The organism is Streptomyces sp. NPDC056452 (assembly GCF_042796085.1).
In the GTDB taxonomy this organism is placed as follows: domain Bacteria; phylum Actinomycetota; class Actinomycetes; order Streptomycetales; family Streptomycetaceae; genus Streptomyces.
Genome location: NZ_JBHTRI010000005.1, coordinates 241,528 through 263,834 on the forward strand (window position 1 = coordinate 241,528; position 22,307 = coordinate 263,834).

The following is a 22,307-nucleotide window of genomic DNA, read 5'->3' on the forward strand; positions in this document are numbered from 1 at the left end:
GGAGGGGGAACGCGGCGCGGCTCGGCCTGATGGCCGTGCCCGTCGCGTTCTTCGCGCTGTTCTTCGCCTACCCCGTCGTCGCGATCGTCGGCCGGGGGCTGAAGGCGGACGGCGTCTGGCAGTTCGGCCGGATCGGCGAGGTGCTGAGCCGGCCGGACATCGCCGACGTCCTCTGGTTCACCACCTGGCAGGCGCTCGCGTCGACCGTGCTCACGCTGCTGATCGCGCTGCCGGGAGCCTACGTCTTCGCCCGGTTCGACTTTCCCGGCAAGCAACTGCTGCGTGCGGTCGTGACCGTGCCGTTCGTCCTGCCTACGGTCGTCGTGGGGACGGCGTTCCTGGCACTGCTGGGGCGCGGCGGATTTCTCGACGAGCTGTGGGGCGTCCGGCTGGACACCACGGTCTGGGCGATCCTCCTCGCCCATGTCTTCTTCAACTACGCGGTCGTCGTACGGACCGTCGGCGGGCTGTGGTCGCAACTCGACCCCCGTCAGGAGGAGGCCGCCCGGGTGCTCGGCGCGGGACGCCTCGCGGCCTGGCGGCGGGTCACCCTGCCCGCGCTGGCGCCTGCCGTGGGCGCCGCCGCCCTGATGGTCTTCCTCTTCACGTTCACCTCCTTCGGAGTCGTCCAGATCCTCGGCGGTCCTGCCTACTCCACGCTGGAGGTGGAGATCTACCGGCAGACCGCCCAGCTGCTCGATCTGCCGACGGCCGCCGTGCTGACCCTGGTCCAGTTCGCCGCGGTCGGCGGGATCCTCGCCGTACACGCGTGGACCGTGCGGCGCAGGGAGACCGCGCTGAGGCTCGTCGACCCGGCGCAGACCTCCCGCCGGCCGCGCGGGGCCGGGCAGCGTGCCCTGCTCGGCGGCGTACTGCTGACCGTCGCGCTGCTCATCGTCGTGCCCCTGGGCGTGCTGGTGGAACGCTCCCTGGACACGTCCGGCGGCTACGGCTTCGGCTTCTACCGCGCGCTGCAGTCCGCCGACGCGAGCGGCTCCACGTTCCTGGTCCCGCCGCTGGAAGCCATCGGGAACTCGCTGCAGTACGCGCTGGTCGCGACCCTCATCGCCCTCGTGATCGGCGGTCTCGCCGCGGCGGCCCTGACGAGGCGGGCAGGACCGCTGGTGCGCGGCTTCGACGCGCTGCTGATGCTGCCCCTCGGGGTGTCCGCCGTCACCGTCGGCTTCGGCTTCCTGATCACGCTCGACGAGCCGCCCCTGGACCTGCGTACGTCCTGGATCCTCGTACCGCTCGCCCAGGCGCTGGTGGGCGTTCCCTTCGTCGTACGGACCATGCTGCCCGTCCTGCGCGCGGTGGACGACCGGCTTCGGGAGGCAGCGGCGGTGCTCGGCGCCTCGCCGCTGCGGGCCTGGCGAGAGGTCGATCTGCCGCTGGTGCGCCGGGCGCTGCTGGTGGCCGCGGGCTTCGCGTTCGCCGTGTCACTCGGCGAGTTCGGGGCGACCGTGTTCATCGCCCGCCCCGACAACCCCACCCTGCCGGTGGCGGTCGCCCGGCTGCTGGGGCGGTCCGGGGAGCTCAACTACGGGCAGGCGATGGCACTCAGCACGATCCTGATGCTCGTCTGCGCGGTGTCGCTGCTCCTGCTCGAACGTATCCGCACCGACCGATCCGGGGAGTTCTAGAGATGCTGGCACTGGACGCGGCCACGGTCCGCTTCGGGGAGCGGACCGCGCTGGACGCCGTGGACCTGGAGGTCGCCGACCACGAGATCGTCTGTGTCCTCGGGCCCAGCGGCAGCGGCAAGTCGACGCTCCTGCGGGTCGTCGCGGGGCTGCAGCGGCTGGACGGCGGACGGGTGCTCCTGGACGGAGCCGACCAGGCCGCCGTGCCGGTGCACCGTCGCGGGCTCGGGCTGATGTTCCAGGACCACCAGCTCTTCCCGCACCGGGACGTCGGCGCGAATGTCGCGTTCGGGCTGCGGATGCACGGGGTCTCCCGGGCCGAGCGCGACCGCAGGGCCGACGAGCTCCTCGACCTCGTCGGCCTGCCCGGCGCCGGACGGCGGGCCGTCGCCGCCCTGTCGGGCGGCGAGCAGCAGCGCGTCGCCCTTGCCCGCGCGCTGGCACCCCGCCCGAAACTGCTGATGCTGGACGAGCCGCTCGGGCAGCTGGACCGGAGCCTGCGCGAACGGCTCGTCGTCGAGCTGCGCACCCTCTTCGGTCGGCTCGGTACGACGGTGCTCGCCGTCACCCACGACCAGGGCGAGGCCTTCGCCCTCGCGGACCGGGTGGTGGTCATGCGGGACGGCAGGATCGCCCAGGCGGGGACCCCTCTGGAGGTCTGGCAGCGCCCTGCCTCCGCGTTCGTCGCCCGGTTCCTCGGCTTCGACAACGTGGTGGAGGCGACGGTGACCGGCACGGCCGCCGACACGCCATGGGGCAAGGTGCCGGTGCCCGAGGACTCGCCCCAGGGCACGTGCGAGCTGCTGGTCCGGCCGGCCGGGGTACGGATCGGCGGCGCGAAGGACGGGCTGACCTGCACGGTGGGCGCGCGCACGTTCCGGGGCCACCACGTCGCCGTGACCCTGCACCCCGCCGACGGGCCCGCTCTGGAGGCCGAATGCGGGCTGCGGGACACCCCGGAGGAGGGGGCCACGGTGGGCGTGAGGTTCGACGTTGCGGAGACGGTGGTCCTCTCCCCGGCCTGACCCGGACGCAAGGCCCTCGGGCCCGGCCCGTTCGGCTGGCGGAGCACCCCGGAGCCTGGTCCCCTGGACACGGAACCGTCGGGAAGGACAGGGATCATGACTGGATCAGCACGCGAGGGCATCGACATCACCCGCGTCGTCGACGCACCGCGGGACCGGGTCTTCGCAGCCTGGACGGTCCCCGAGGACTTCGCCGCCTGGTACGGGGGTGACGCGGACGTGCCGCTGGACCGGGTGTCGATGGACGTCACGCCCGGCGGTGAGTGGAGCCTGGTCATCATCGTGCCCGGCGCGGAGATGCCGTTCCACGGCGTCTACCGGGAGGTGTCCGCCCCCGAGCGACTCGTCTTCACGCTCAAGGACCGGAGCGCGCCCGCGGACGCCGAGGGCGAGACCGTCACGGTCACCTTCACCGAGCGCAGCAGGAAGTCCACCGAGATGGTCTTCCAGCAGCGCGGCGGCCATCTCACGCCCGAGCAGTACGCGGCGGCCGAGGACGGCTGGGACGCCTTCTTCGACGCCCTCGACGTCCGCCTCGCCGCCCGCTGAGCCGACCGGCGAGCCGGTGGAACCTGGGCCTGCCGTTCAGTCCGTCAGCCGGGCGAGGGCCCCGGCTGCCTCTTCCACCGTGTCGACGAGCGCGATACGGGACTCCATCGCCCGGTCCGCCGCCAGCGCGCTCAGCAGCGGCCAGGCGGGCAGCTTCTCCGTCCAGTGCGCGCGGTTCACCAGCACCATCGGCGTGGGCGCGGAACGGGACTCGTAGTAGTTCGGCGTCGCGTTGTCGAAGATCTCCTGCACGGTCCCGGCGGCGCCGGGCAGAAAGATCACACCGGCGTTCGAGCGGGCCAGCAGCCCGTCCTCGCGCACGGCGTTGGCGAAGTACTTGGCGATGTGGTCCGCGAAGGCGTTCGGCGGCTCGTGGCCGTAGAACCAGGTCGGGATCGCGACCGAGGATCCGCCGTCGGGCCAGCGGCTCCGGACGGCGAAGGCAGCAGTCGCCCAGTCGGTGACCGAGGGGCTGAACGACGGTGACGCGGCGAGGAGTTCGCAGGCCTTGAGCAGCATCGCGTCGGAGTGCGGGGCTGCGTACGCGCCGAGGTTGGCCGCCTCCATGGCACCCGGGCCGCCGCCCGTCGCCACGGTCAGACCGCTGCGGGCCAGCTCCCTGCCGAGTGCGGCGGCGCCGCGGTACGCCTCGGAACCGCGGGCCATGGCATGGCCGCCCATCACGCCCACCACCCGGGCCCCGGCGAGGTGTTCGTCCAGAGCGTCGGAGACCGCGTCGTCGTGGAGCGCACGCAGCATCGAGGCGAAGACATCGCCGTTCGACTTGGTCAGCTGGAACCAGTCGTACGCCCGCGCGTCCGGCGTCGACCCGTAACCGCCCTCGGCCAGGCCCTCGTAGAGGGCGTCGGGGGTGTAGAGCAGTCCGCGGTACGGGTCGAAGGGCAGCCCGGGCACCGGCGGGAAGACGAACGCCCCGTCCGCCCGTATCTTCGCCTCGGCACGGGGATCCATGCGGCAGCCGAGGAAGACCGCGCCCCGGGTCTCGGTCACGAGGAGCGCCTCGCCCCGGCCGGTCAGGTCGACGGACTGGACACGATGGCCGGCCAGGGTCCCGGCGGCCACTGCCACGTCGAATGCGGTGAGCGTCTCGATCTCGACGCCGGGTGCGTACGTGTTCTCGTCCGGATTCTCCACGCCGCCATGCTACGGACCGCCCCGGCGCCGGGTGTCACCCCGTCAGAGGAAGGGCCGCCAGCTCCGCGATCACCCAGGTCAGCGGGGCGAAGACAGCCAGCAGCACCAATGCCCGCAGGGCGGCGGCGCCGCGGAGCGAGGAAGCCGGTGCGCCGAGCCGGAGCAGGGTCTCGGCGGTACGCGTCCGGGACTGCTTGGCCTCCAGCGCGGAGGTCAGCAGCGTCGCCGTCGTACAGCCCAGGACGAGTACGGCGCCGAGCGTGGTGAGCGGGCCGAAGGGCCGCGGTCCCCCGTCGTACAGCACCGACCCCGCGATCACCCCGGACAGCACCGCGCAGACGATCCCGAGCGGACGGCCGATCCGGCGCGCCTCGTCCATCAGGACCCTCCCCGCCAGCAGACGCACGGCTCCGGGGCGCACCGACTGGAGCAGCCGCCCGCAGAGATGGGTCAGGCCGGGACCGGCCATGGCCAGACCGATCGCCGTGAGGGTCCAGCCCACCAGCACGCTCGCCGGAGTGGAGTCCAGCCTCCCCGGCAGCGGGAAGGGACTGCCCGCCGAACCCCGGTTCGCGTACGCCTCGACTGCGAGGCCGGCGGCCGTCAGCGCGACTCCCCACGGAAGCCCGGTCGGGGCCGGTACGGGGGCGAGGAGCTCCTCCGCCTCCTGGGCCTCGGACGGTGCGACGGGACGGGAGCGCAGCGCGAGCCCGCTCGCCGCCGCCGAGGCCAGCGGCACGAGGGTCAGCAGCATCAGCGCGGCCGCCAGCGGCAACGGGGCCTGGGCGCCGAGGAGTTCGGCCGCACCGCCGTCGAACGGCAGCCCGGTCAGATCGCCCCGCAGATGGAGGAAGAAGAGCAGGGCGACCATCGAGCCCAGCGTGGTGGACACCGCGGTGGACACGGCGGCGAGCACGCTCAGCCGGACCGGCCCGAGTCCCACGGCGAAGAGTCCCGGGCGCGGGCGTGTACTCGGATCGGTACGCGCCACCGCGACCGCGAACTGCACCGTCGCGGCCAGCGGCACGGCACACCACAGCAACCTCAGGACGGAGGTCGAGGCGTGCGCCGGGTGCGCGGAGGCGTACCCGAGGGTGCACAGGAGCAGGAAGCCGACCCCGGCCGACGCGGCCGCGACGAGCAGCCGCCGCGTCAGGACCAGGGGATGGGAACCGCGGGTCAGACGGAGAGCGAGCACGCCGAGCGGCCTTCCGTATCCGATACGGCGGGCAGGGCGACGGTGGTGACACGACGGCCGTCCAGCAGGGAGACCGCGCGGTCGGCGAGGGCGGCGACCTCGGCGTCATGGGTGGCGAGCACGACGGTGATGCCGTGGGACCGCGCCGCCGTGGTGAGGGTGCGCAGCAGCTGTGCGCGCTCCGGGCGGTGGAGGGTCGCCGTCGGCTCGTCCGCGAAGATCACGGACGGTGACGCGGTCAGGGCGCGGGCCACGGAGATCCGCTGACGCTGCGCCTGGAGCAATGTGTGCGGGCGCTTCTTGGCGAGCATGCCGATGTCGAGACGCTCGAGCCACTCCGTCGCGGCCTTCTTCGCCGCCCGGTGCGAGACGCCCCGCAGCAGCAGCGGAAGAGCGGCGTTCTCCCAGGTGGTCAGCTCCGGTACGAGCTGGGGCTCGGCGGCGATCCAGCCGAAGCGGTCGCGGCGGAGCTGCTCGCGCAGCCGCGGGCCCATGGTGTGGATGGGGACGCTGTTGAACCAGACTTCGCCCTGCTGGGGCACCAACTGGCCGGAGAGGCAGTGCAGCAGCGTCGTCTTGCCGCTGCCCCGGGGGCCCGTGACGGCGAGGACCTCACCGTCGCGGACGCCGAGGGAGACACCGCCGAGCCCCGGTGATCCGTTGTGGGAGTGGTGCAGGGAACGTGCCCAGATCACGTCGTTGTCCGGCGGGGCCACCATGGCGTACACCTCGGTTCAGATCAGATTTCCCGTCCCCCGTACGGGGGAACGAAGACAGGGCCGATCGGTCACTCGGCACGCTAGGTAGTCGGAGCGGGGTGTCGGGACAGCACGCGGCCCGGACGCACCCCTTCTCACTCGAACGGGTGTATCCGGGCCGCGTGGACCGTATGAAATGACTGCCGGAAGTGGTGCGACCGGTGGCCGGAGCGTCGGTCAGAGCTTCGTCCAGGCCTCCGTCAGGACGGCCCGCAGGATGCCCTCGATCTCGTCGAACGTCGACTGGTCGGAGATCAGCGGCGGAGCGAGCTGGACGACCGGGTCGCCACGGTCGTCGGCCCGGCAGTACAGGCCGTTCTCGTACAGCGCCTTGGAGAGGAAGCCGTACAGGACGCGCTCGGTCTCCTCGTCGGTGAAGGTCTCCTTGGTGGCCTTGTCCTTCACCAGCTCGATGCCGTAGAAGAAGCCGTTGCCGCGGACGTCGCCGACGATCGGCAGGTCGTGCAGCTTCTGCAGCGTGGTGAGGAAGGCGTTCTCGTTGTCCAGGACGTGCTGGTTGAGACCCTCGCGCTCGAAGATGTCGAGGTTGGCGAGGCCGACCGCGGCGGAGACCGGGTGGCCGCCGAAGGTGTAGCCGTGCAGGAAGGTGTTACCGCCCTGGTAGAACGGCTCGGCCAGCCGGTCGGAGATGATGCAGGCGCCGATGGGGGAGTAGCCCGAGGTCATGCCCTTGGCGCAGGTGATCATGTCCGGTACGTAGTCGAACTTGTCGCAGGCGAACATCGTGCCGAGCCGGCCGAAGGCGCAGATGACCTCGTCGGAGACGAGGAGCACGTCGTGCCGGTCGCAGATCTCGCGGACCCGCTGGAAGTATCCGGGCGGCGGCGGGAAACAGCCGCCGGCGTTCTGCACCGGCTCCAGGAAGACGGCCGCGACGGTGTCCGCGCCCTCGAAGAGGATCTCCTGCTCGATCTGGTCGGCGGCCCAGCGGCCGAAGGCCTCCGGGTCGTCGCCGAAGAGCGGGGCGCGGTAGATGTTGGTGTTCGGGACCTTGTGCGCGCCGGGGACCAGCGGCTCGAAGGGGGCCTTGAGGGCCGGCAGGCCGGTGATGGACAGGGCGCCCTGCGGGGTGCCGTGATAGGCGACCGCACGCGAGATGACCTTGTACTTGGTCGGCTTGCCCGTGAGCTTGAAGTACTGCTTGGCCAGCTTCCAGGCGGTCTCGACGGCCTCGCCGCCGCCCGTGGTGAAGAAGACCTTGTTGAGGTCGCCCGGCGCGTGGGTGGCGAGCCGCTCGGCCAGCTCGACGGCCTTCGGGTGGGCGTAGGACCACACGGGGAAGAAGGCCAGCTCCTGAGCCTGCTTGTACGCGGCCTCGGCGAGCTCGTGGCGGCCGTGTCCGGCGTTCACCACGAACAGGCCGGACAGGCCGTCGAGGTAGCGCTTGCCCTTGTCGTCGAAGATGTGGGTGCCCTCGCCACGCACGATGGTGGGAACGGGCGCGTTCTCGTAGTCCGACATGCGGGTGAAGTGCATCCACAGGTGGTCGTACGCGGTTCGGCTGAGGTCCTTGCTCACGGCTATCGGGTTCCCCACATATAGGTCTGCTTCTTCAGCTTGAGGTAGACGAAACTCTCGGTGGAGCGCACTCCGGGAACGGCCCGGATGCGTCTGTTGATCGTCTCCAGCAGGTGGTCGTCGTCCTCGCAGACGATCTCCACCATCAGGTCGAAGGAGCCCGCGGTCATCACCACGTACTCGCATTCGGTCATCGCCGACAGCGCCTCCGCCACAGGGTCGACATCACCCTCGACGTTGACGCCGACCATGGCCTGGCGCCGGAATCCCACCGTCAGCGGGTCCGTGACGGCGACGATCTGCATCACGCCCTGGTCGAGCAGCTTCTGGACGCGCTGGCGCACGGCCGCTTCGGAGAGGCCGACGGCCTTGCCTATGGCGGCGTACGGCCGACGTCCGTCCTCCTGGAGCTGTTCGATGATTGCGAGGGATACGGCATCGACCGCGGGTGACGATCCGTTCCCGGTCCTGGAGTCTGCGCTACGACTGGCCACGCATCCACTCTGCACCCCTACTCGTCTGTCTGGCAAGCCCGAATCGATGAAATTCGTTGTCTGGGCACCTGAATCTCACCGAATCCGAAGTTCTCGGCGGGTGGGTATGTCGAAAGCGTCACCGCAGCGTTTAGGGTGGAAGTCTCACCCATCGGACAGCCGACAGGAGTGGTGGTTGTGACCACCGAGGTGCGCCGTCTGCGCAACTACATCAACGGAGAGTTCCGGGACGCCGCGGACGGGCGGACCATCGACGTGGTCAACCCGGTGACGGAAGAGGTCTACGCGACCTCGCCGCTCTCGGGACAGGCCGACGTCGATGCCGCCATGGAAGCCGCCGCCGCCGCGTTCCCCGCGTGGCGCGACGTGACACCCGCCGAGCGCCAGAAGGCGCTCCTGAAGATCGCGGACGCCTTCGAGGAGAGGGCCGAGGACCTCATCGCGGCGGAGTCGGAGAACACGGGCAAGCCGCTGGAGCTCACCCGTACCGAAGAGATCCCGCCCATGGTGGACCAGATCCGCTTCTTCGCGGGTGCCGCCCGGCTGCTCGAGGGCCGCTCGGCCGGCGAGTACATGGAGGGCCTGACCTCGATCGTGCGCCGCGAGCCCGTGGGCGTCTGCGCGCAGGTCGCCCCGTGGAACTACCCGATGATGATGGCCGTCTGGAAGTTCGCCCCGGCGCTCGCCGCGGGCAACACCGTCGTCATCAAGCCGTCCGACACCACGCCGGCGTCGACCGTGCTGATCGCCGAGATCATCGGGCAGATCCTCCCCAAGGGCGTCTTCAACGTCATCTGCGGCGACCGGGAGACCGGCCGCGCGATGGTCGAGCACCGGACCCCGGCGATGGCGTCCATCACCGGCTCGGTACGCGCCGGTATGCAGGTGGCCGAGTCCGCGGCCAAGGACGTCAAGCGCGTCCACCTGGAGCTCGGCGGCAAGGCCCCGGTCGTGGTCTTCGAGGACACCGACATCGCCAAGGCCGTCGAGGGGATCTCCGTCGCGGGCTACTTCAACGCCGGCCAGGACTGTACGGCCGCGACCCGCGTCATGGTCCACGAGTCCATCCACGACGAGTTCGTCACCGCGCTCGCCAAGGCTGCCGCCGACACGAAGACCGGCCTGCCGGACGACGAGGACGTGTTGTACGGCCCCCTCAACAACGCCAACCAGCTGGCGCAGGTCAGCGGTTTCATCGAGCGCCTCCCTGCCCACGCCAAGGTCGAGGCGGGCGGCCACCGGGTCGGCGACAAGGGCTACTTCTACGCCCCGACCGTCGTCTCCGGCCTCAAGCAGGACGACGAGATCATCCAGCACGAGGTCTTCGGCCCCGTCATCACCGTCCAGTCGTTCGCGGACGAGGCCCAGGCGCTCGAGTACGCCAACGGGGTCGAGTACGCGCTGGCCTCCTCGGTGTGGACCAAGGACCACGGCCGCGCGATGCGGATGTCGAAGAACCTCGACTTCGGCTGCGTGTGGATCAACACCCACATCCCGCTCGTCGCCGAGATGCCGCACGGCGGGTTCAAGAAGTCCGGCTACGGCAAGGACCTTTCGGCCTACGGCTTCGAGGACTACACCCGGATCAAGCACGTCATGACGTCGCTCGACGACTGACCGACACCGGTCGGCGAACGGCCGACGTAACGCGCGAACGGCCCCGGGCTCCGGTCCGGGGCCGTTCGGCGTCCCGGGAGCCTCCCGCGCGTCGCACGGCATGGACATGGTGTGCGGAAGGGGCCGCTTCCGCTGGACGGTTGGTCCATTGCCCGCCGTCGCGGGGGACGGGCATCCTGCGCGGGTGCGCTCGATTCCGGAACACCTCATGTCCCGTCGCTCCCTGCTGCGCGCCCTCGGCGCGGGAGCGGCCGGTACCGCCCTGGCCGGCTGCGGAGTGCCCGCCGCCTATGTGGAGCCCGGTGACCGCTCCGGACGCGACAGCTCGGACAGCGACCACTCGCTCCACTTCGCCAACTGGCCGCTCTACATCGACACCGACGACGAGGACGAGTCGAAGCGGCCCACGCTCGACGCGTTCTCCCGGCGGACCGGGATCTCCGTCACGTACACCGAGGAGATCAACGACAACGACGAGTTCTTCGGGAAGATCAGCCCGGCGCTGATGAACCACCAGTCGACGGGCCGGGACCTCGTCGTCGTCAGCGACTGGATGGCCGCGCGGTTCGTGCGGCTGGGCTGGGTGCAGGAGATGGACCGGTCGAAGCAGCCCAACGTCGCCAAGTACCTGGACCCGCAGCTGCGTTCGCCCGCGTTCGACAAGGGGCGGCTGCACAGCGTGCCCTGGCAGTCCGGGATCACCGGCATCGCGTACAACCGGGCGAAGCTCGGCCGGGAGATCCGGCACACCAGCGAGCTCTGGGCGGACGATCTGCGCGGCAGGGTGACGCTGCTCTCCGGTCTCGACGAGGCGTTCGCCCTTCTCATGCAGGGCAACGGGGCCGACATCACCCGGTGGACCGCCGACGATTTCCACCGGATGTGCGAGCAGGTGGAGAAGCACGTGCGGTCCCGGCACATCCGTCGCTTCACCGGCAACGACTACATCAAGGACCTGGCCAACGGCGATGTGCTGGCCTGCCAGGCGTACTCGGGGGACGTCATCCAGCTCCAGGCCGACAACCCCGGCATCGAGTTCGTGGTGCCCGAGGAGGGCGCCGAGCTCTGGGCGGAGTCGCTCATGATCCCCAACCTGGCCGCCCACAAGCGCAATGCGGAGAGGCTCGTCGACCACTACTACGAGCCGGAGGTCGCCGCCGAACTGGCCACCTGGGTCAACTACGTCTGCCCGGTACCTGCCGCCCGCGAGATCCTGGCCTCCTCGAAGGACGAGGAGACCGCCGCGCTCGCCGAGGATCCACTGATCTTCCCCGACGGCGCGATGCGCGAACGGCTCGCCATCGCCCGCGACATCACCTCCGAGGAGCGCACCGGCTTTGCGAAGAAGTGGAACTCCATCGTCGGCCTCTGAGCCGGCAGCGATCCGGAAGCGAGTCGGCAGCCGCGATCGCCCGTGAGTGCGCCGTGAGTCGCGCCACGAGGGCCACCCCCCCCGCTTTTGAACGTGTTCATGATGGGCGTACGCTGCGGGCATGAGCGAGCGAGCCCTCTTGCGGCGCATACGCGTGTGGTTGGTCCTCTTCATCGTCTGCCTGGTGCTGAGCGGTCTGACCGCATTCCCGCTGGTGCACGAACTCCACTGGGCGGAGGACCTGCTGAGGTCCTCCGCCTCCCCCGTCCCCGAGCACTTCCCGGCCCTGATGGAATGGATCACCAGGGTCCGCACCGGCCTCGACGAGGCCGACGCGAAGTACCCCTTCGTGCTCTACGGCACCGACTGGCTGGCCTTCGCCCACCTGGTCATCGCGGTCGCCTTCTACGGCCCCTACCGCGATCCGGTCCGCAACATCTGGGTCATCGAGTTCGGCATGATCGCCTGTGCCGGGATCATCCCGCTGGCCCTGATCTGCGGACCCATCCGGGACATCCCCTTCTGGTGGACCGTCATCGACATGTCCTTCGGGGTCTTCGGCATCCTCCCGCTGCTCGTCGTCCACCGCATGATCAAGCGACTGGAAGCGGTGCAGGCGGCGCCGGTTCCGGCCCTGGCGCCGGCCTGACCGGGCCGACCGGGCCGGAGGTCACCCGCCTGCGGATGACCTTCGGCGGCTCAACCGGCGGACGGGGCGCCGAAGGCCGCGACGACTATGTTCATCGCCGTGGCATTCACGTCCTGGCCCTTCGCGTCCGTCGAGTTGACGCTGTACACCAGTGTCCGGGACAGATCACGGGTGGCCGCCACCAGCGAGTTGTACCCGTAGCGGCCACCCGTCTTCCCCCACACCTCACGCCCGCCCAGCGTCATCACACTCAGGCCCGCGCCGAACTGGGCGGGCCTGCCGGTTCCGTACGTACGCACCGAGGAGTCGGGCAGCGTGAACATCTCCTCCAGCAGCGGACCGCGCACCACCTGCCCCCGGAACAGCGCGGTGATGAAGCGCTCCAGGTCCGCGGTGGTCGAGATGATGTCCCCCGCCGCCCAGCCGTCGGTGGGGCCCCACACCGACACGTCCCGCAGCTCCGTCCCACCGCCGGGTGCGGCGAACACCTGGTAGCCGTGATTGTGCGGCCCACGGATACGCGGGTCGGTGCCGGGGAACGACGTGGAGCGCAGACCCAGCGGGCGCAGGACGCGCTCACTCACCTGGTGGGCGTAGGAGTCGCCGGTCACCCGCTCGATCAGGAGTCCCAGCACCGTGTAGTTGATGTTGAGGTAGTGCTGGCTCCCGCCGGGGGTGAACTCCGGCTCCTTGGCCGTGGCCGCGGCGGCCATGCCGCGCGGTGTGTACAGGTCGAAGCGGTGCGCGTACCACTCCTCGACGGTCCCTCCGGGCATGCCCGCGGCCGGTATGCCGCTGGTGTGGTTGAGCAGCTGCCTGACGGTGACCTGCCCGTACGCGGCGGGGATCAGGTCCGGGAGGTAGTGCCTGGCGGTCCGGTCGAGCTCCAGCTTCCCCTCGCCCGCCAGCTGCAGGGCCGTGGCCGCGGTGAAGATCTTGGTCACCGATCCGGCCCGGAACCGTGCCCGCGGATCGGCCGGACGGTTCGAGACCAGATCGTGCACGCCCGAGCTGCCGCGCCAGGTGCCGTCGCTGCCGCCCACCCGTACGAGTGCGGCGGTGGCGTCCTCTGCGGGGAGGCCGGAGATCGCCGCGCGCAGGACCGCCGCCCCGGGGATCCCATGGGAGCTCGCGCCGGCCGGTGCGGCAGGGGCAGGGCCGTTCGCTAGGGCGGGCGCGGCCGGGCCCGCCACGACGGCCAGGACGAGGGCTCCGGCGAGAAGCGTGCGGGTGCGGGTGTTCATCGGTGCCTCCGGGGAGTGGATTCCGTAACTGCTCGACGGATCCATCCTGTTCGTCCCCGGCCCTCGGCGGATCACCCGACCGAGGGGTCCTGCGGGGGAGGTCTTCTCCCCTGAGCGGGGGAGGACGGAGCGGCCCCTCCCTCCGGCGAGGGAGCTACGAGTCCGGTCTCGTACGCGCAGATGACCGCCTGGATGCGGTCCCGCAGCCCCAGTTTGGACAGCACGTTGCCCACGTGGGTCTTGACGGTGTGCTCGCTGACCACGAGCGCGGCGGCGATCTCCGCGTTGGACAGGCCGCGCGCCAGATGCAACAGCGTCTCCCGCTCGCGGGCGGTGAGTGCCGCCAGCCGTTCCGGCTCCGGCGCGGACCGGACCGCGGGGCGAGAGGTGTACTCGGCGATCAGCCGGCGGGCCACGGACGGGGCGAGCAGCGAGTCCCCTGCGGCCACCACCCTCACCGCGTGCACCAGGTCGTCGCGTCGGACGTCCTTGAGCAGAAAGCCGCTCGCGCCCGCGTGCAGCGCCTCGTAGACGTACTCGTCCGAGTCGAACGTCGTCAGCATGACCGTGCGGCAGGCGGTCTGCGCACTGATGGCCCGGCAGGACTCGATCCCGTCCATGACGGGCATGCGGATGTCCAGCAGCGCGACGTCCGGCCGTAGCCTGCGCACCGCCTCCAACGCCTGCGCGCCGTCGCCCGCCTCGGCGAGGACCTCGATGTCGGGCTGCGCGTCCAGGATCATCGCGAAGCCGCTGCGCACCAGCTCCTGGTCGTCGGCCACCACCACACGGATCGTCAACTCACCACCCCATCGACGGAGGTTACAAGGGGCAGGGTGACGAGGACCTGGAACCCCTCGCCCCCTGTGCCCGCCCCGGCCAGGGCCGTGCCGCCGTGCGCGGCCGCCCGCTCACGGATGCCGGCCAGCCCGAGCCCGGTCGTGGTCCCCGGGCCCCGCCCGTCGTCCGTGACGGTGACGGTCAGTCCGGTCTCCGCGTAGTCGAGTTCGACCTGTGCGCGGTGTGCCCCGGCGTGTTTGACGACATTCGTCAGGGCCTCCTGCACGATCCGGTAGACAGTGGCCTCCGTGTCCGCGGGAAGCGGCCGCGGCTGCCCCGTCGTCGTGTACGTCACCGCCGGTCCCCCGGACCGCACCCGCTCCAGCAGACCCGGCAGCTCAGTCAGTACGGGCTGCGGAGAACGCGGTGGGGGCGGCTGTCCGGGACCTTCCTCCCGCAGCACGCCGAGCATCCGGCGCAGCTGCATCATCGCGTCGCGGCCGGTCTCGGAGATGGCGTCGAACGCGGCTTCCGCCCGCTCCGGAGCCGTACGCACCGCGACCGGGCCCGCCTCCGCCTGCACGATCATCAGACTCACGGCGTGGGAGAGGATGTCGTGCATCTCCCGGGCGATCCGGGCCCGTTCCCGCGCGGTCGCCTGCTCCGCCTCGATCCGGTGGGTCTCCTCCCGTTGCCGCGCCCGGTCCTCCATCGCCCGGATGTACGCCTTGCGGGTGTGGGTGAACCGCCCGAAGGCGTACGCCGCCGCGAACACGAACAGCGAGAACAGCAGTTCCCTGGCCTCTCCGGTGTTCTTCGCCACCGACGGGAACACCGCCGCCAGGACCAGCGCCGCCACCGCCGCCCGCCGCCGTGGCGAGGACAGCTCGGCCACGGTGTAGAAGGCCACCAGTCCGGTGTACGGCAGGGGCTGTCCGGGGCCGTCGACGGAGAACTTGTACAGGGCGCCGGCCGCGAGCACCAGGAGCAGCACGGACACCGGGGCGCGCCGACGGGCCACCAGCGGCAGAACGGTCAGCGTCGTCAGACCGTACGAGGGCCAGGTGGCCGCCGGCAGGTCCGCCGAGCGGGGCACCACGAACGGCATGGTGACGGCGGCCTGCACCATAAGGGCGACGCCGACGTCGACGGCCCACGCCCGGCGCGGAAGCCACCGGCTGCCCGGTATCCGCATCAGGGCTTCCGGCCCACAGCCCCGAACTGGGCGACCTCGGGGCCCCCGGTGCGGGCGTCGGCGCGCCAGCGGGAGCACGACACGATCCCCGGGTCCAGGATGTCCAGGCCGTCCAGGAACGAGGCGAACTCGAAGCGGCTGCGGGCCGTGATCGGCGGGGTGGCGTTCTTGTTCCAGAAGCTCATCGCGGCCTCGTTGCCCTCGCCGCCCAGCTCCAGCGTGGGGTGGGTGAGCACCAGGTGGCTGCCCGACGGCAGCGCGCCCATCAGCCCGGTCACGACGGAGCGCGCCTCGTCCGTGTCCAGGACGAAGTTGAGGATGCCGAGCATCATCACCGCGACCGGGCGCCGAAGGTCCAGGGTCCGTTCCGCGGCGCGCAGGATGCGCTCCGTGTCACGGGCGTCCGCGTCGAGGTACTCGGTGGCCCCTTCGGGGGAGCTGGTGAGCAGGGAGCGTGCGTGGGCGAGCACGGTCGGGTCGTTGTCGACATAGACGATGCGGGCGTCGGGCGCCGTGTGCTGGGCCACCTCATGGGTGTTGTTCACCGTCGGCAGGCCGGTGCCTATGTCCAGGAACTGGCCGATGCCGACGTCCCCGGCCAGATGGTGGACCACCCGGCCGAGGAACGCGCGGTCGGCGCGGGCCACTTCGCCGATGCTCGGATACATGGCGGTCACCCGGTCGCCGACCACGCGGTCCACGGGGTAGTTGTCCTGGCCGCCCAGCCAGTAGTTCCACACCCGGGAGTTGTGGGCGATGTCGGAACGGACACGGGCGGATGCCGTGCGGGGGTCGGTCACTTCTGCTCCTCGGGCGCCGGTGGGGGACATCACGAATGACGCGGCACCCATGATGCATGACCGATCAAGAAGCTTCCCCGGACGGGGAGTTGGCCACCAGGGCGCGCAGGACGTCGATCCGGTTGGTGGTGACCGAGTCGACGCCGTACCCGATCAGCCGGCGCATCGTGCGCCTGGTGTCCGCCGTCCAGGCGGAGACCAGCAGCCCGTCCCGGTGGATACGGTCCGTCAGTTCGCCGCTCAGCAGCCCGAACCGGTAGTTCAGCCAGTGCGGCTTCACGGTGTCGAGCAGTACGGGGCGGGGCGGCGCGAGCGACGTCCAGGTCAGCGCGATCTCGGCGGACGGGTCGGCGGCGCGTACCCGCAGCATGGCTGCCGGACCCGCGCAGTAGTACACGCGCTCGCCGGCCCCGCACTCGCGGACCACACCGACGATTTCCCGTACCGAGGCGTCCGTGGAGCCCGGCAGGTCCACCATGACCCGGTGGGCACCGGCGGCGGACAGTGCCTCGCGCAGGGTGGGGACCCCGCCGCCGGTCACCTCCACCAGTTCCCGGTGTTCGATCCGGTCCAGGGGGACGTCGTGCCCCCACAGGCGCTCCAGCGAGGCGTCGTGGAGGAGGACGGGCACCCCGTCACGGGTGACGCGGACATCGATCTCCACCGCGTCGGCCCCCCGTTCGAGGGCGGAGCGGATCGACGGGAGCGTGTTCTCGCGGGCACGGTACGGATCGCCGCGATGTCCCACGGCGGTGACGGTGGTGGCCATGCGTCCATTGTGACCTCGGAGGTCACCGGCCGGGCGCCTCCAGCCAGTTCGCCGTGTACGTGTCGATCTCGGCGGCCAGCGTCCGCTTGCCCGCCGGGTCGAGGTACGAGGCCTCCACCGCGTTCTTGGCCAGGTCGGCCACACCGCGTTCGTCCAGGCCCAGCAGCCGTGCCGCCACCGCGTACTCGTTGTTGAGGTCGGTACCGAACATCGGCGGGTCGTCGCTGTTGATCGTGACGAGGACGCCCGCCTGGACCATCTCCTTCACCGGGTGCTGTTCGATGTCGGCGACGGCGCGGGTCGCGATGTTCGACGTCGGGCAGACCTCCAGAGCGATGCGGTGCTCGGCGAGGTGGGCCAGCAGCTTCGGGTCCTGGACGGAGCTGGTGCCGTGGCCGATGCGCTCGGCGCGCAGTGCGATGAGCGCGTCCCAGACGGTCTGCGGGCCCGTTGTCTCCCCGGCGTGCGGGACGGAGTGCAGGCCCTCGGCGATGGCCCGGTCGAAGTAGGGCTTGAACTGGGGGCGGTCCACCCCGACCTCGGGCCCGCCGAGACCGAAGGAGACGAGCCCCTCGGGCCGCAGGTCCACCGCGAGCCGGGCGGTCTCCGCGGCCGCCTCGAGGCCCGCCTCGCCCGGGATGTCGAAGCACCAGCGAAGGACGACCCCGAGCTCGGCCTCGGCGGACTTCCGCGCGTCCTCGATCGCCTCCATGAAGCCCTGCTCCGGGATGCCCCGGCGGGTCGAGCTGAACGGGGTGACGGTCAGTTCCGCGTACCGGATGTTCTGCCGCGCCATGTCCCGGGCGACCTCGAACGTCAGCAGTCTGACGTCCTCGGGGGTGCGGATCAGGTCCACCACGGAGAGGTAGACGTCGATGAAGTGGCCGAAGTCGGTGAAGGTGAAGAAGTCCGACAGCGCCTCCGGGTCCGTGGGGACCTTGGAGTCGGGGTGGTGGGCAGCCAGCTCGGCCACGATGCGGGGCGAGGCGGAACCGACGTGGTGCACGTGGAGCTCGGCCTTGGGCAGCCCCGCGATGAAGGGGTGCAGATCGTTCATCGGATTCTCCCGGATCTCGGATATGGGCCGGGCACACCGGCTGCATCGATCATCGTAGGCGGGGCCCGGCCGCCTCGGAGCGGGCCGTAGCATGGCGGGACCACGATGGGGGAGGCCCATGTCAGACAACACACAGCAGCCCGGGGGCGGGCCGCGCGATCCGTGGGCACCGCCGGAGAGCAGGGTGGAGCTGAGCAAGCCGGCGGCCGACGCCCGTCCGCCGGGCGTGCACGACCAGCAGACCGTCACGTCCATGCCGGGCGTCGATTCGGGAAGCGGGCAGATACCCGGGGCAGGCGGGGGCTTCGGCCCGCCGACGGCCGACGTACCGCCGCCGCCGATCGCGCCGAACGGACCGGGGCAGCCCACCCCGCCGCCCGCGGGACAGTACGGCTACCCGGCCGCGCCCGCGGCGCCCGCCGCTCCGTACGGCGGCTACCCGGGATACCCCGGCTACGGCGGTCAGCCGGCCTGGGGCCCGGCACCCGCGAACGGGCTCGGTATCGCGGCGATGGTGCTCGGCATCATCGCGGTGGTCGGCTTCTGCATGTGGGGTCTCGGCATCATCCTCGGGATCCTCGCGCTGATCTTCGGCATCATCGGCCGGGGCCGCGCCAGGCGGGGCGAGGCGACCAACGGGGGCATGGCGCTCGCCGGGATCATCCTGGGCTCGATCTCCATCCTGATCAGCGCGGTGTTCCTCGGATTCCTGATCTGGGCCATCGCCAACGAAGAGTCCGGCAGCAGCGACTACGACTACGACGATCCGTACGCGACCTCACTGGTCGTCGGCGGCACGCGCTGACCGCAGGAACCGCCCGTGGCGGGGCCGGGGAGGAGATCCCCGGCCCCGCCACGGGCTGTTTCATATCGTGCGCAGCTGCGCACGCGCCTCCATGAGCGCGAAGCCCAGCAGATTCAGCCCCCGCCATGCGGCCGGGTCCGCGGTCCGCGCATCGTCCTTGGCCAGCCCGATGCCCCAGATCCGGTCCATCGGGCTCGCCTCGACCAGCACGCGATCCCCGGTACCCAGCAGGTACGCGCGCAGCGCCGGGTCCTGGCCGAACTTGTGGACGCTGCCCGCCACCACGAGTGCGAACCGCTCCCGCACCCATACGGCGTCGTCGAATCCCCGGACCAGCCGGCCCACCTTCTTCGCCGCCGCCGGACTGCTCGCCGCCACGGCCTTGCGCTCCGCCTCCGCGTCACCGAAGAGCCGTGCCTTGCCGGCCATCATCCAGTGCTCCGCCGACGCGTAGGTCACCGAATCCACCGTGAACGGCGCGGGCCACCACTGGCTGAGGCAGCTCTCGCCGAGACGGCCGTCCGCGCGGGGCCGATGTCCCCAGAACGGCAGGTACTTCACGTGCTCCCCGCGTGCCGCGCGCTCCAGGAGGCCGTCCATGTGTTCCTGTCCCATGGCAGCCGAGTCTGGCATCCGCCACTGACAGTCCGTATGGGGATTTCCGTACCCACACGACACATGGTCGACAGATTCCGTCGCGTAACCAAAAGGAAACAACGGAATCCCTTGTTGGCCGAGGTCTGCTCTGTCAGGATCGGCACTCAATTCGGGAAGAAGCTACGCCGCCCCCGGATCACGGGGACAGCGGAGGAGAGCGTCATGGGTAACGGCTTCCAGGTGCAGGACCGCTTCGCGGAGGGTGCGCAGTACATCGGCGGGAAACTGCTGCCCGGCACATCGGGACACCACCAGGAGGTGGTGGACCCCGCGACGGGCAAGGCGGTCTACCGCTACGAGCTGGCCGGTACGGACGATGTCGACGCGGCCGTCGCCGCCGCCCGCGAGGCGTTCCCCGCGTGGTCCGGCGCCACCCCCGCCGAGCGGTCCGGACTGCTGCACCGCTTCGCCGCCGTACTCGACGCGCAGGCAGCCGACTTCGCGTACGCCGAGTCCCTGCAGTGCGGCAAGCCCGTCAAGCTCTCCACCGAGTTCGACGTGCCCGGAACCGTCGACAACACCTCGTTCTTCGCGGGCGCCGCCCGCAACCTGGAAGGGAAGTCGGCCGGCGAGTACAGCGGCGACCACACCTCCTACGTACGCCGCGAGGCGATCGGGGTCGTCGGCTCCATCGCCCCCTGGAACTACCCGCTCCAGATGGCTGCCTGGAAGATCCTCCCGGCCGTCGCCGCGGGCAACACCATCGTGCTGAAGCCCGCTGAGATCACCCCGCTGACCTCGTTGATGTTCGCCCAGGCGGCCACCGAGGCAGGCATTCCGGACGGCGTGATCAACATCGTCTGCGGCGCCGGAAAGGTCGCGGGTGAGCACCTCGTCGGGCACCCCGACGTCGTCATGACCTCGTTCACCGGCTCCACGGCCGTCGGCAAGCGGGTCGCCGAGATCGCGGCCTCCACCGTCACGCGCCTCCACCTGGAGCTCGGCGGCAAGGCGCCCTTCCTGGTGTTCGACGACGCCGACCTCGACGCCGCGGTCAACGGAGCGGTCGCCGGATCTCTCATCAACACCGGCCAGGACTGCACCGCCGCCACCCGCGCCTACGTCCAGCGCCCGCTGTACGACGCCTTCGTGGCCGGAGTCGCCGAACTGATGGAGAGCGTGCGGCTCGGCGACCCCTTCGACCCGTCGACCGACCTCGGCCCGCTGATCAGCCACGCACAGCGCGACCGCGTCGCCGCCTTCGTGGAGCGCGCCCGGGCGTACGCCACCGTCGTCACCGGCGGCGAGGCCCCCGGGGGCGACCTCGCGGCCGGCGCCTACTACCGGCCGACGCTGATCAAGGACGCCGCCCAGGACAGCGAGATCGTGAACTCGGAGATCTTCGGTCCGGTCCTGGTCGTGCTGCCCTTCGACACCGACGACGAGGGAATCCGCCTCGCCAACGACACCCCGTACGGACTCGCCGCCTCCGCGTGGACCCGCGACCTGTACCGGGCGAACCGCGCCACCCGTGAGATCAAGGCGGGCTGCGTGTGGATCAACGACCACATCCCGATCATCAGCGAGATGCCGCACGGCGGATACAAGGCCAGCGGCTTCGGCAAGGACATGTCGTCGTACTCCTTCGACGAGTACACGCAGGTCAAACACGTCATGTACGACAACTCCGCGGTGGCCAGGAAGGACTGGCACCGCACCGTCTTCGGGGACCGATAGCAGCGGCCGCCGCCCGGCGGCCCACCCACCCGGAAGGGCAACGCGTATGGAGCAGTACGAGCCCGAGCACCTCTCCGCGGCCCAGTTGGCCGCCATGAGGCGCAGCCTGACCACAGGCAGGGGCGCCCTCACCCGCCGTTCACTGCTGCGCGCCTCCGGCGCCGGCGCCCTCGTGCTCGGCGGCACAGGAACGCTCGGCGCGTGCGGAATACCGCCCGCGAAGCGTGAAGGGGACGCGGCGGCGGCCTCGGACGACCACTCGGCCGGTGAGAAACAGATCAACTTCTCCAACTGGACCGAGTACATGGACGTCAGCGAGGACGAGAAGAGCCGCCCGACACTGCAGGCGTTCACGAAGCGCACCGGGATCAAGGTCAAGTACACCGAGGACATCAACGACAACGTCGAGTTCTTCGGAAAGATCAAGCCGCAGCTGGCCGCCGGCCAGGACACCGGGCGCGACCTCGTCGTCGTCACCGACTGGCTGGCCGCCCGCATCATCCGGCTCGGCTGGGCGCAGAAGCTCGACCCGGCGAACCTGCCGCACGCGTTCGCCAACCTCTCGGCCCAGTTCCGCAGCCCCGACTGGGACCCGGGACGCGCCTACTCCTACCCCTGGACCGGCATCCCCACCGTCATCGCGTACAACGTGAAGGCGACCGGCGGCCGCAAGGTCGACTCCGTCACCCAGCTGCTCGACGACCCGAAGCTCAAGGGCAAGGTCGCCTTCCTCTCCGAGATGCGCGACTCCGTCGGCATGACCCTGCTCGACATGGGCAAGGACCCCGGGTCGTTCACCGACGCCGACTTCGACGCCGCGATAGGCAGGCTCCAGAAGGGCGTCGACAAGAAGCAGATACGCCGCTTCACCGGCAACGACTACACGGCGGACCTCAGCAAGGGCGACCTGGCCGCCTGTGTCGCCTGGGCCGGCGACATCATCCAGCTGCAGGCCGACAACCCCGACATCAAGTTCGCGATACCCGCCGCCGGATACATCACCTCCAGCGACAACCTGCTGGTCCCGGCCAAGGCCCGGCACAAGACCAACGCCGAGAAGCTCATCGACTACTACTACGAGCCCCCGGTCGCCGCCCAGCTCGCCGCGTACATCAACTACGTCTGCCCGGTCGACGGGGTCGCCGCGGAGCTCGCGAAGATCGACGCGTCGATGGCCTCGAACACGCTGATCCTCCCGGACAAGGAAATGGCCGCGAAGTCGCGTTCCTTCCGTTCGCTCAGCTCCAAGGAAGAGACGGCGTACGAGGAGAAGTTCGCCAAGCTCATCGGCGCCTGACCGGCCCGTTCCCCCTCCCGACCTCCC

The 22,307-nt window shown here is 70.7% G+C and carries 21 protein-coding genes; 9 read left to right on the plus strand and 12 right to left on the minus strand.

Going from position 1 to position 22,307, the window contains the following annotated elements:
- Nucleotides 1-29: 29 nt before the first annotated feature.
- The 3 genes from ACFQ6X_RS07580 (at nt 30) to ACFQ6X_RS07590 (ending at nt 3,217) form a co-directional block, all read left to right on the plus strand.
- Nucleotides 30-1,643: an ABC transporter permease gene (locus ACFQ6X_RS07580; RefSeq protein WP_383177339.1), complete on the plus strand. Its 1,614-nt coding sequence runs from the start codon at nt 30-32 to the stop codon at nt 1,641-1,643.
- A 2-nt stretch (nt 1,644-1,645) separates the two neighbouring features.
- Nucleotides 1,646-2,668, plus strand: coding sequence for an ABC transporter ATP-binding protein (locus ACFQ6X_RS07585; protein ID WP_383177342.1), 1,023 nt, complete (start codon nt 1,646-1,648; stop codon nt 2,666-2,668).
- Nucleotides 2,669-2,764: 96 nt separating this feature from the next.
- Nucleotides 2,765-3,217 (plus strand): SRPBCC domain-containing protein, encoded by a 453-nt coding sequence (locus tag ACFQ6X_RS07590; RefSeq protein ID WP_383177346.1) that lies wholly within the window; start codon nt 2,765-2,767, stop codon nt 3,215-3,217.
- A gap of 36 nt (nt 3,218-3,253) precedes the next feature.
- Here the strand turns inward: ACFQ6X_RS07590 and ACFQ6X_RS07595 are convergent, their stop codons facing one another.
- The 5 genes from ACFQ6X_RS07595 to ACFQ6X_RS07615 form a co-directional block, all read right to left on the minus strand.
- Entirely contained in the window at nt 3,254-4,372 is a 1,119-nt protein-coding gene (locus tag ACFQ6X_RS07595) for an LOG family protein (RefSeq protein ID WP_383177349.1), read from the minus strand.
- Between the two features lie 34 nt (nt 4,373-4,406).
- The gene (locus ACFQ6X_RS07600) at nt 4,407-5,570 is read right to left on the minus strand and encodes a hypothetical protein (protein ID WP_383177352.1); all 1,164 of its coding nucleotides are present in this window, start codon (nt 5,568-5,570) and stop codon (nt 4,407-4,409) included.
- Nucleotides 5,552-6,289 carry an ABC transporter ATP-binding protein gene (locus tag ACFQ6X_RS07605; protein WP_383177355.1) on the minus strand — a complete coding sequence of 246 codons (738 nt, stop codon included), beginning with the start codon at nt 6,287-6,289 and terminating at the stop codon, nt 5,552-5,554. Before ACFQ6X_RS07605 ends, ACFQ6X_RS07600 begins: the two co-directional genes overlap by 19 nt.
- A gap of 216 nt (nt 6,290-6,505) precedes the next feature.
- Nucleotides 6,506-7,885: an aspartate aminotransferase family protein gene (locus ACFQ6X_RS07610; protein WP_383177358.1), complete on the minus strand. Its 1,380-nt coding sequence runs from the start codon at nt 7,883-7,885 to the stop codon at nt 6,506-6,508.
- Entirely contained in the window at nt 7,870-8,361 is a 492-nt protein-coding gene (locus ACFQ6X_RS07615; protein WP_383177361.1) for an Lrp/AsnC family transcriptional regulator, read from the minus strand. The genes ACFQ6X_RS07610 and ACFQ6X_RS07615 overlap by 16 nt, the downstream gene beginning before the upstream one ends.
- A 177-nt stretch (nt 8,362-8,538) precedes the next feature.
- Here ACFQ6X_RS07615 and ACFQ6X_RS07620 point away from each other — a divergent pair, with 177 nt between their 5' ends.
- The 3 genes from ACFQ6X_RS07620 to ACFQ6X_RS07630 all read left to right on the plus strand — a co-directional run bounded on the left by ACFQ6X_RS07620 (nt 8,539) and on the right by ACFQ6X_RS07630 (nt 11,999).
- Entirely contained in the window at nt 8,539-9,978 is a 1,440-nt protein-coding gene (locus tag ACFQ6X_RS07620) for a gamma-aminobutyraldehyde dehydrogenase (RefSeq protein WP_383177364.1), read from the plus strand.
- Nucleotides 9,979-10,186: 208 nt separating this feature from the next.
- Nucleotides 10,187-11,350, plus strand: a complete 1,164-nt coding sequence (locus tag ACFQ6X_RS07625; RefSeq protein ID WP_383177367.1) for a spermidine/putrescine ABC transporter substrate-binding protein — start codon at nt 10,187-10,189, stop codon at nt 11,348-11,350.
- A 121-nt stretch (nt 11,351-11,471) separates the two neighbouring features.
- Nucleotides 11,472-11,999, plus strand: coding sequence for a hypothetical protein (locus ACFQ6X_RS07630; protein WP_383177370.1), 528 nt, complete (start codon nt 11,472-11,474; stop codon nt 11,997-11,999).
- 50 nt (nt 12,000-12,049) lie between these two features.
- Here the strand turns inward: ACFQ6X_RS07630 and ACFQ6X_RS07635 are convergent, their stop codons facing one another.
- From ACFQ6X_RS07635 to ACFQ6X_RS07660, 6 genes are all read right to left on the minus strand, one after another.
- Complete coding sequence (locus ACFQ6X_RS07635) at nt 12,050-13,243, minus strand: serine hydrolase domain-containing protein (RefSeq protein WP_383177373.1); 1,194 nt, start codon at nt 13,241-13,243, stop codon at nt 12,050-12,052.
- Nucleotides 13,244-13,314: 71 nt separating this feature from the next.
- Nucleotides 13,315-14,043 carry a response regulator gene (locus ACFQ6X_RS07640; RefSeq protein WP_383177376.1) on the minus strand — a complete coding sequence of 243 codons (729 nt, stop codon included), beginning with the start codon at nt 14,041-14,043 and terminating at the stop codon, nt 13,315-13,317.
- Nucleotides 14,040-15,218 (minus strand): sensor histidine kinase, encoded by a 1,179-nt coding sequence (locus ACFQ6X_RS07645; protein WP_383177379.1) that lies wholly within the window; start codon nt 15,216-15,218, stop codon nt 14,040-14,042. Before ACFQ6X_RS07645 ends, ACFQ6X_RS07640 begins: the two co-directional genes overlap by 4 nt.
- Entirely contained in the window at nt 15,218-16,048 is an 831-nt protein-coding gene (locus ACFQ6X_RS07650) for an SAM-dependent methyltransferase (protein ID WP_383177480.1), read from the minus strand. Before ACFQ6X_RS07650 ends, ACFQ6X_RS07645 begins: the two co-directional genes overlap by 1 nt.
- Nucleotides 16,049-16,082: 34 nt before the next feature.
- A complete protein-coding gene (locus ACFQ6X_RS07655; RefSeq protein WP_383177382.1) occupies nt 16,083-16,787 on the minus strand; it encodes a glycerophosphodiester phosphodiesterase in 705 nt (234 codons plus the stop codon).
- 22 nt (nt 16,788-16,809) lie between these two features.
- Nucleotides 16,810-17,844 (minus strand): adenosine deaminase, encoded by a 1,035-nt coding sequence (locus ACFQ6X_RS07660; protein WP_383177385.1) that lies wholly within the window; start codon nt 17,842-17,844, stop codon nt 16,810-16,812.
- A gap of 118 nt (nt 17,845-17,962) precedes the next feature.
- Between ACFQ6X_RS07660 and ACFQ6X_RS07665 the strand changes: the two genes are divergently transcribed.
- Nucleotides 17,963-18,649 carry a DUF4190 domain-containing protein gene (locus ACFQ6X_RS07665; protein WP_383177388.1) on the plus strand — a complete coding sequence of 229 codons (687 nt, stop codon included), beginning with the start codon at nt 17,963-17,965 and terminating at the stop codon, nt 18,647-18,649.
- A 60-nt stretch (nt 18,650-18,709) separates the two neighbouring features.
- Here ACFQ6X_RS07665 and ACFQ6X_RS07670 read toward each other — a convergent pair whose 3' ends face one another.
- Nucleotides 18,710-19,249 (minus strand): NADAR family protein, encoded by a 540-nt coding sequence (locus ACFQ6X_RS07670; protein ID WP_383177483.1) that lies wholly within the window; start codon nt 19,247-19,249, stop codon nt 18,710-18,712.
- A gap of 219 nt (nt 19,250-19,468) precedes the next feature.
- Between ACFQ6X_RS07670 and ACFQ6X_RS07675 the strand changes: the two genes are divergently transcribed.
- Nucleotides 19,469-20,983, plus strand: a complete 1,515-nt coding sequence (locus ACFQ6X_RS07675; protein ID WP_383177391.1) for a gamma-aminobutyraldehyde dehydrogenase — start codon at nt 19,469-19,471, stop codon at nt 20,981-20,983.
- A 46-nt stretch (nt 20,984-21,029) separates the two neighbouring features.
- Nucleotides 21,030-22,280: a spermidine/putrescine ABC transporter substrate-binding protein gene (locus ACFQ6X_RS07680; RefSeq protein WP_383177394.1), complete on the plus strand. Its 1,251-nt coding sequence runs from the start codon at nt 21,030-21,032 to the stop codon at nt 22,278-22,280.
- Nucleotides 22,281-22,307: the final 27 nt, after the last annotated feature.

Coding starts and splice junctions, on each gene's coding strand:
- ACFQ6X_RS07635 (WP_383177373.1), bottom strand. CDS start 13,243: ATGAACACCCGCACCCGCACGCTTCTCGCCGGAGCCCTCGTCCTGGCC.
- ACFQ6X_RS07625 (WP_383177367.1), top strand. CDS start 10,187: ATGTCCCGTCGCTCCCTGCTGCGCGCCCTCGGCGCGGGAGCGGCCGGT.
- ACFQ6X_RS07585 (WP_383177342.1), top strand. CDS start 1,646: ATGCTGGCACTGGACGCGGCCACGGTCCGCTTCGGGGAGCGGACCGCG.
- ACFQ6X_RS07670 (WP_383177483.1), bottom strand. CDS start 19,249: ATGGACGGCCTCCTGGAGCGCGCGGCACGCGGGGAGCACGTGAAGTAC.
- ACFQ6X_RS07665 (WP_383177388.1), top strand. CDS start 17,963: ATGTCAGACAACACACAGCAGCCCGGGGGCGGGCCGCGCGATCCGTGG.
- ACFQ6X_RS07645 (WP_383177379.1), bottom strand. CDS start 15,218: ATGCGGATACCGGGCAGCCGGTGGCTTCCGCGCCGGGCGTGGGCCGTC.
- ACFQ6X_RS07655 (WP_383177382.1), bottom strand. CDS start 16,787: ATGGCCACCACCGTCACCGCCGTGGGACATCGCGGCGATCCGTACCGT.
- ACFQ6X_RS07605 (WP_383177355.1), bottom strand. CDS start 6,289: ATGGTGGCCCCGCCGGACAACGACGTGATCTGGGCACGTTCCCTGCAC.
- ACFQ6X_RS07680 (WP_383177394.1), top strand. CDS start 21,030: ATGGAGCAGTACGAGCCCGAGCACCTCTCCGCGGCCCAGTTGGCCGCC.
- ACFQ6X_RS07580 (WP_383177339.1), top strand. CDS start 30: ATGGCCGTGCCCGTCGCGTTCTTCGCGCTGTTCTTCGCCTACCCCGTC.
- ACFQ6X_RS07630 (WP_383177370.1), top strand. CDS start 11,472: ATGAGCGAGCGAGCCCTCTTGCGGCGCATACGCGTGTGGTTGGTCCTC.
- ACFQ6X_RS07675 (WP_383177391.1), top strand. CDS start 19,469: ATGGGTAACGGCTTCCAGGTGCAGGACCGCTTCGCGGAGGGTGCGCAG.
- ACFQ6X_RS07660 (WP_383177385.1), bottom strand. CDS start 17,844: ATGAACGATCTGCACCCCTTCATCGCGGGGCTGCCCAAGGCCGAGCTC.
- ACFQ6X_RS07650 (WP_383177480.1), bottom strand. CDS start 16,048: ATGTCCCCCACCGGCGCCCGAGGAGCAGAAGTGACCGACCCCCGCACG.
- ACFQ6X_RS07590 (WP_383177346.1), top strand. CDS start 2,765: ATGACTGGATCAGCACGCGAGGGCATCGACATCACCCGCGTCGTCGAC.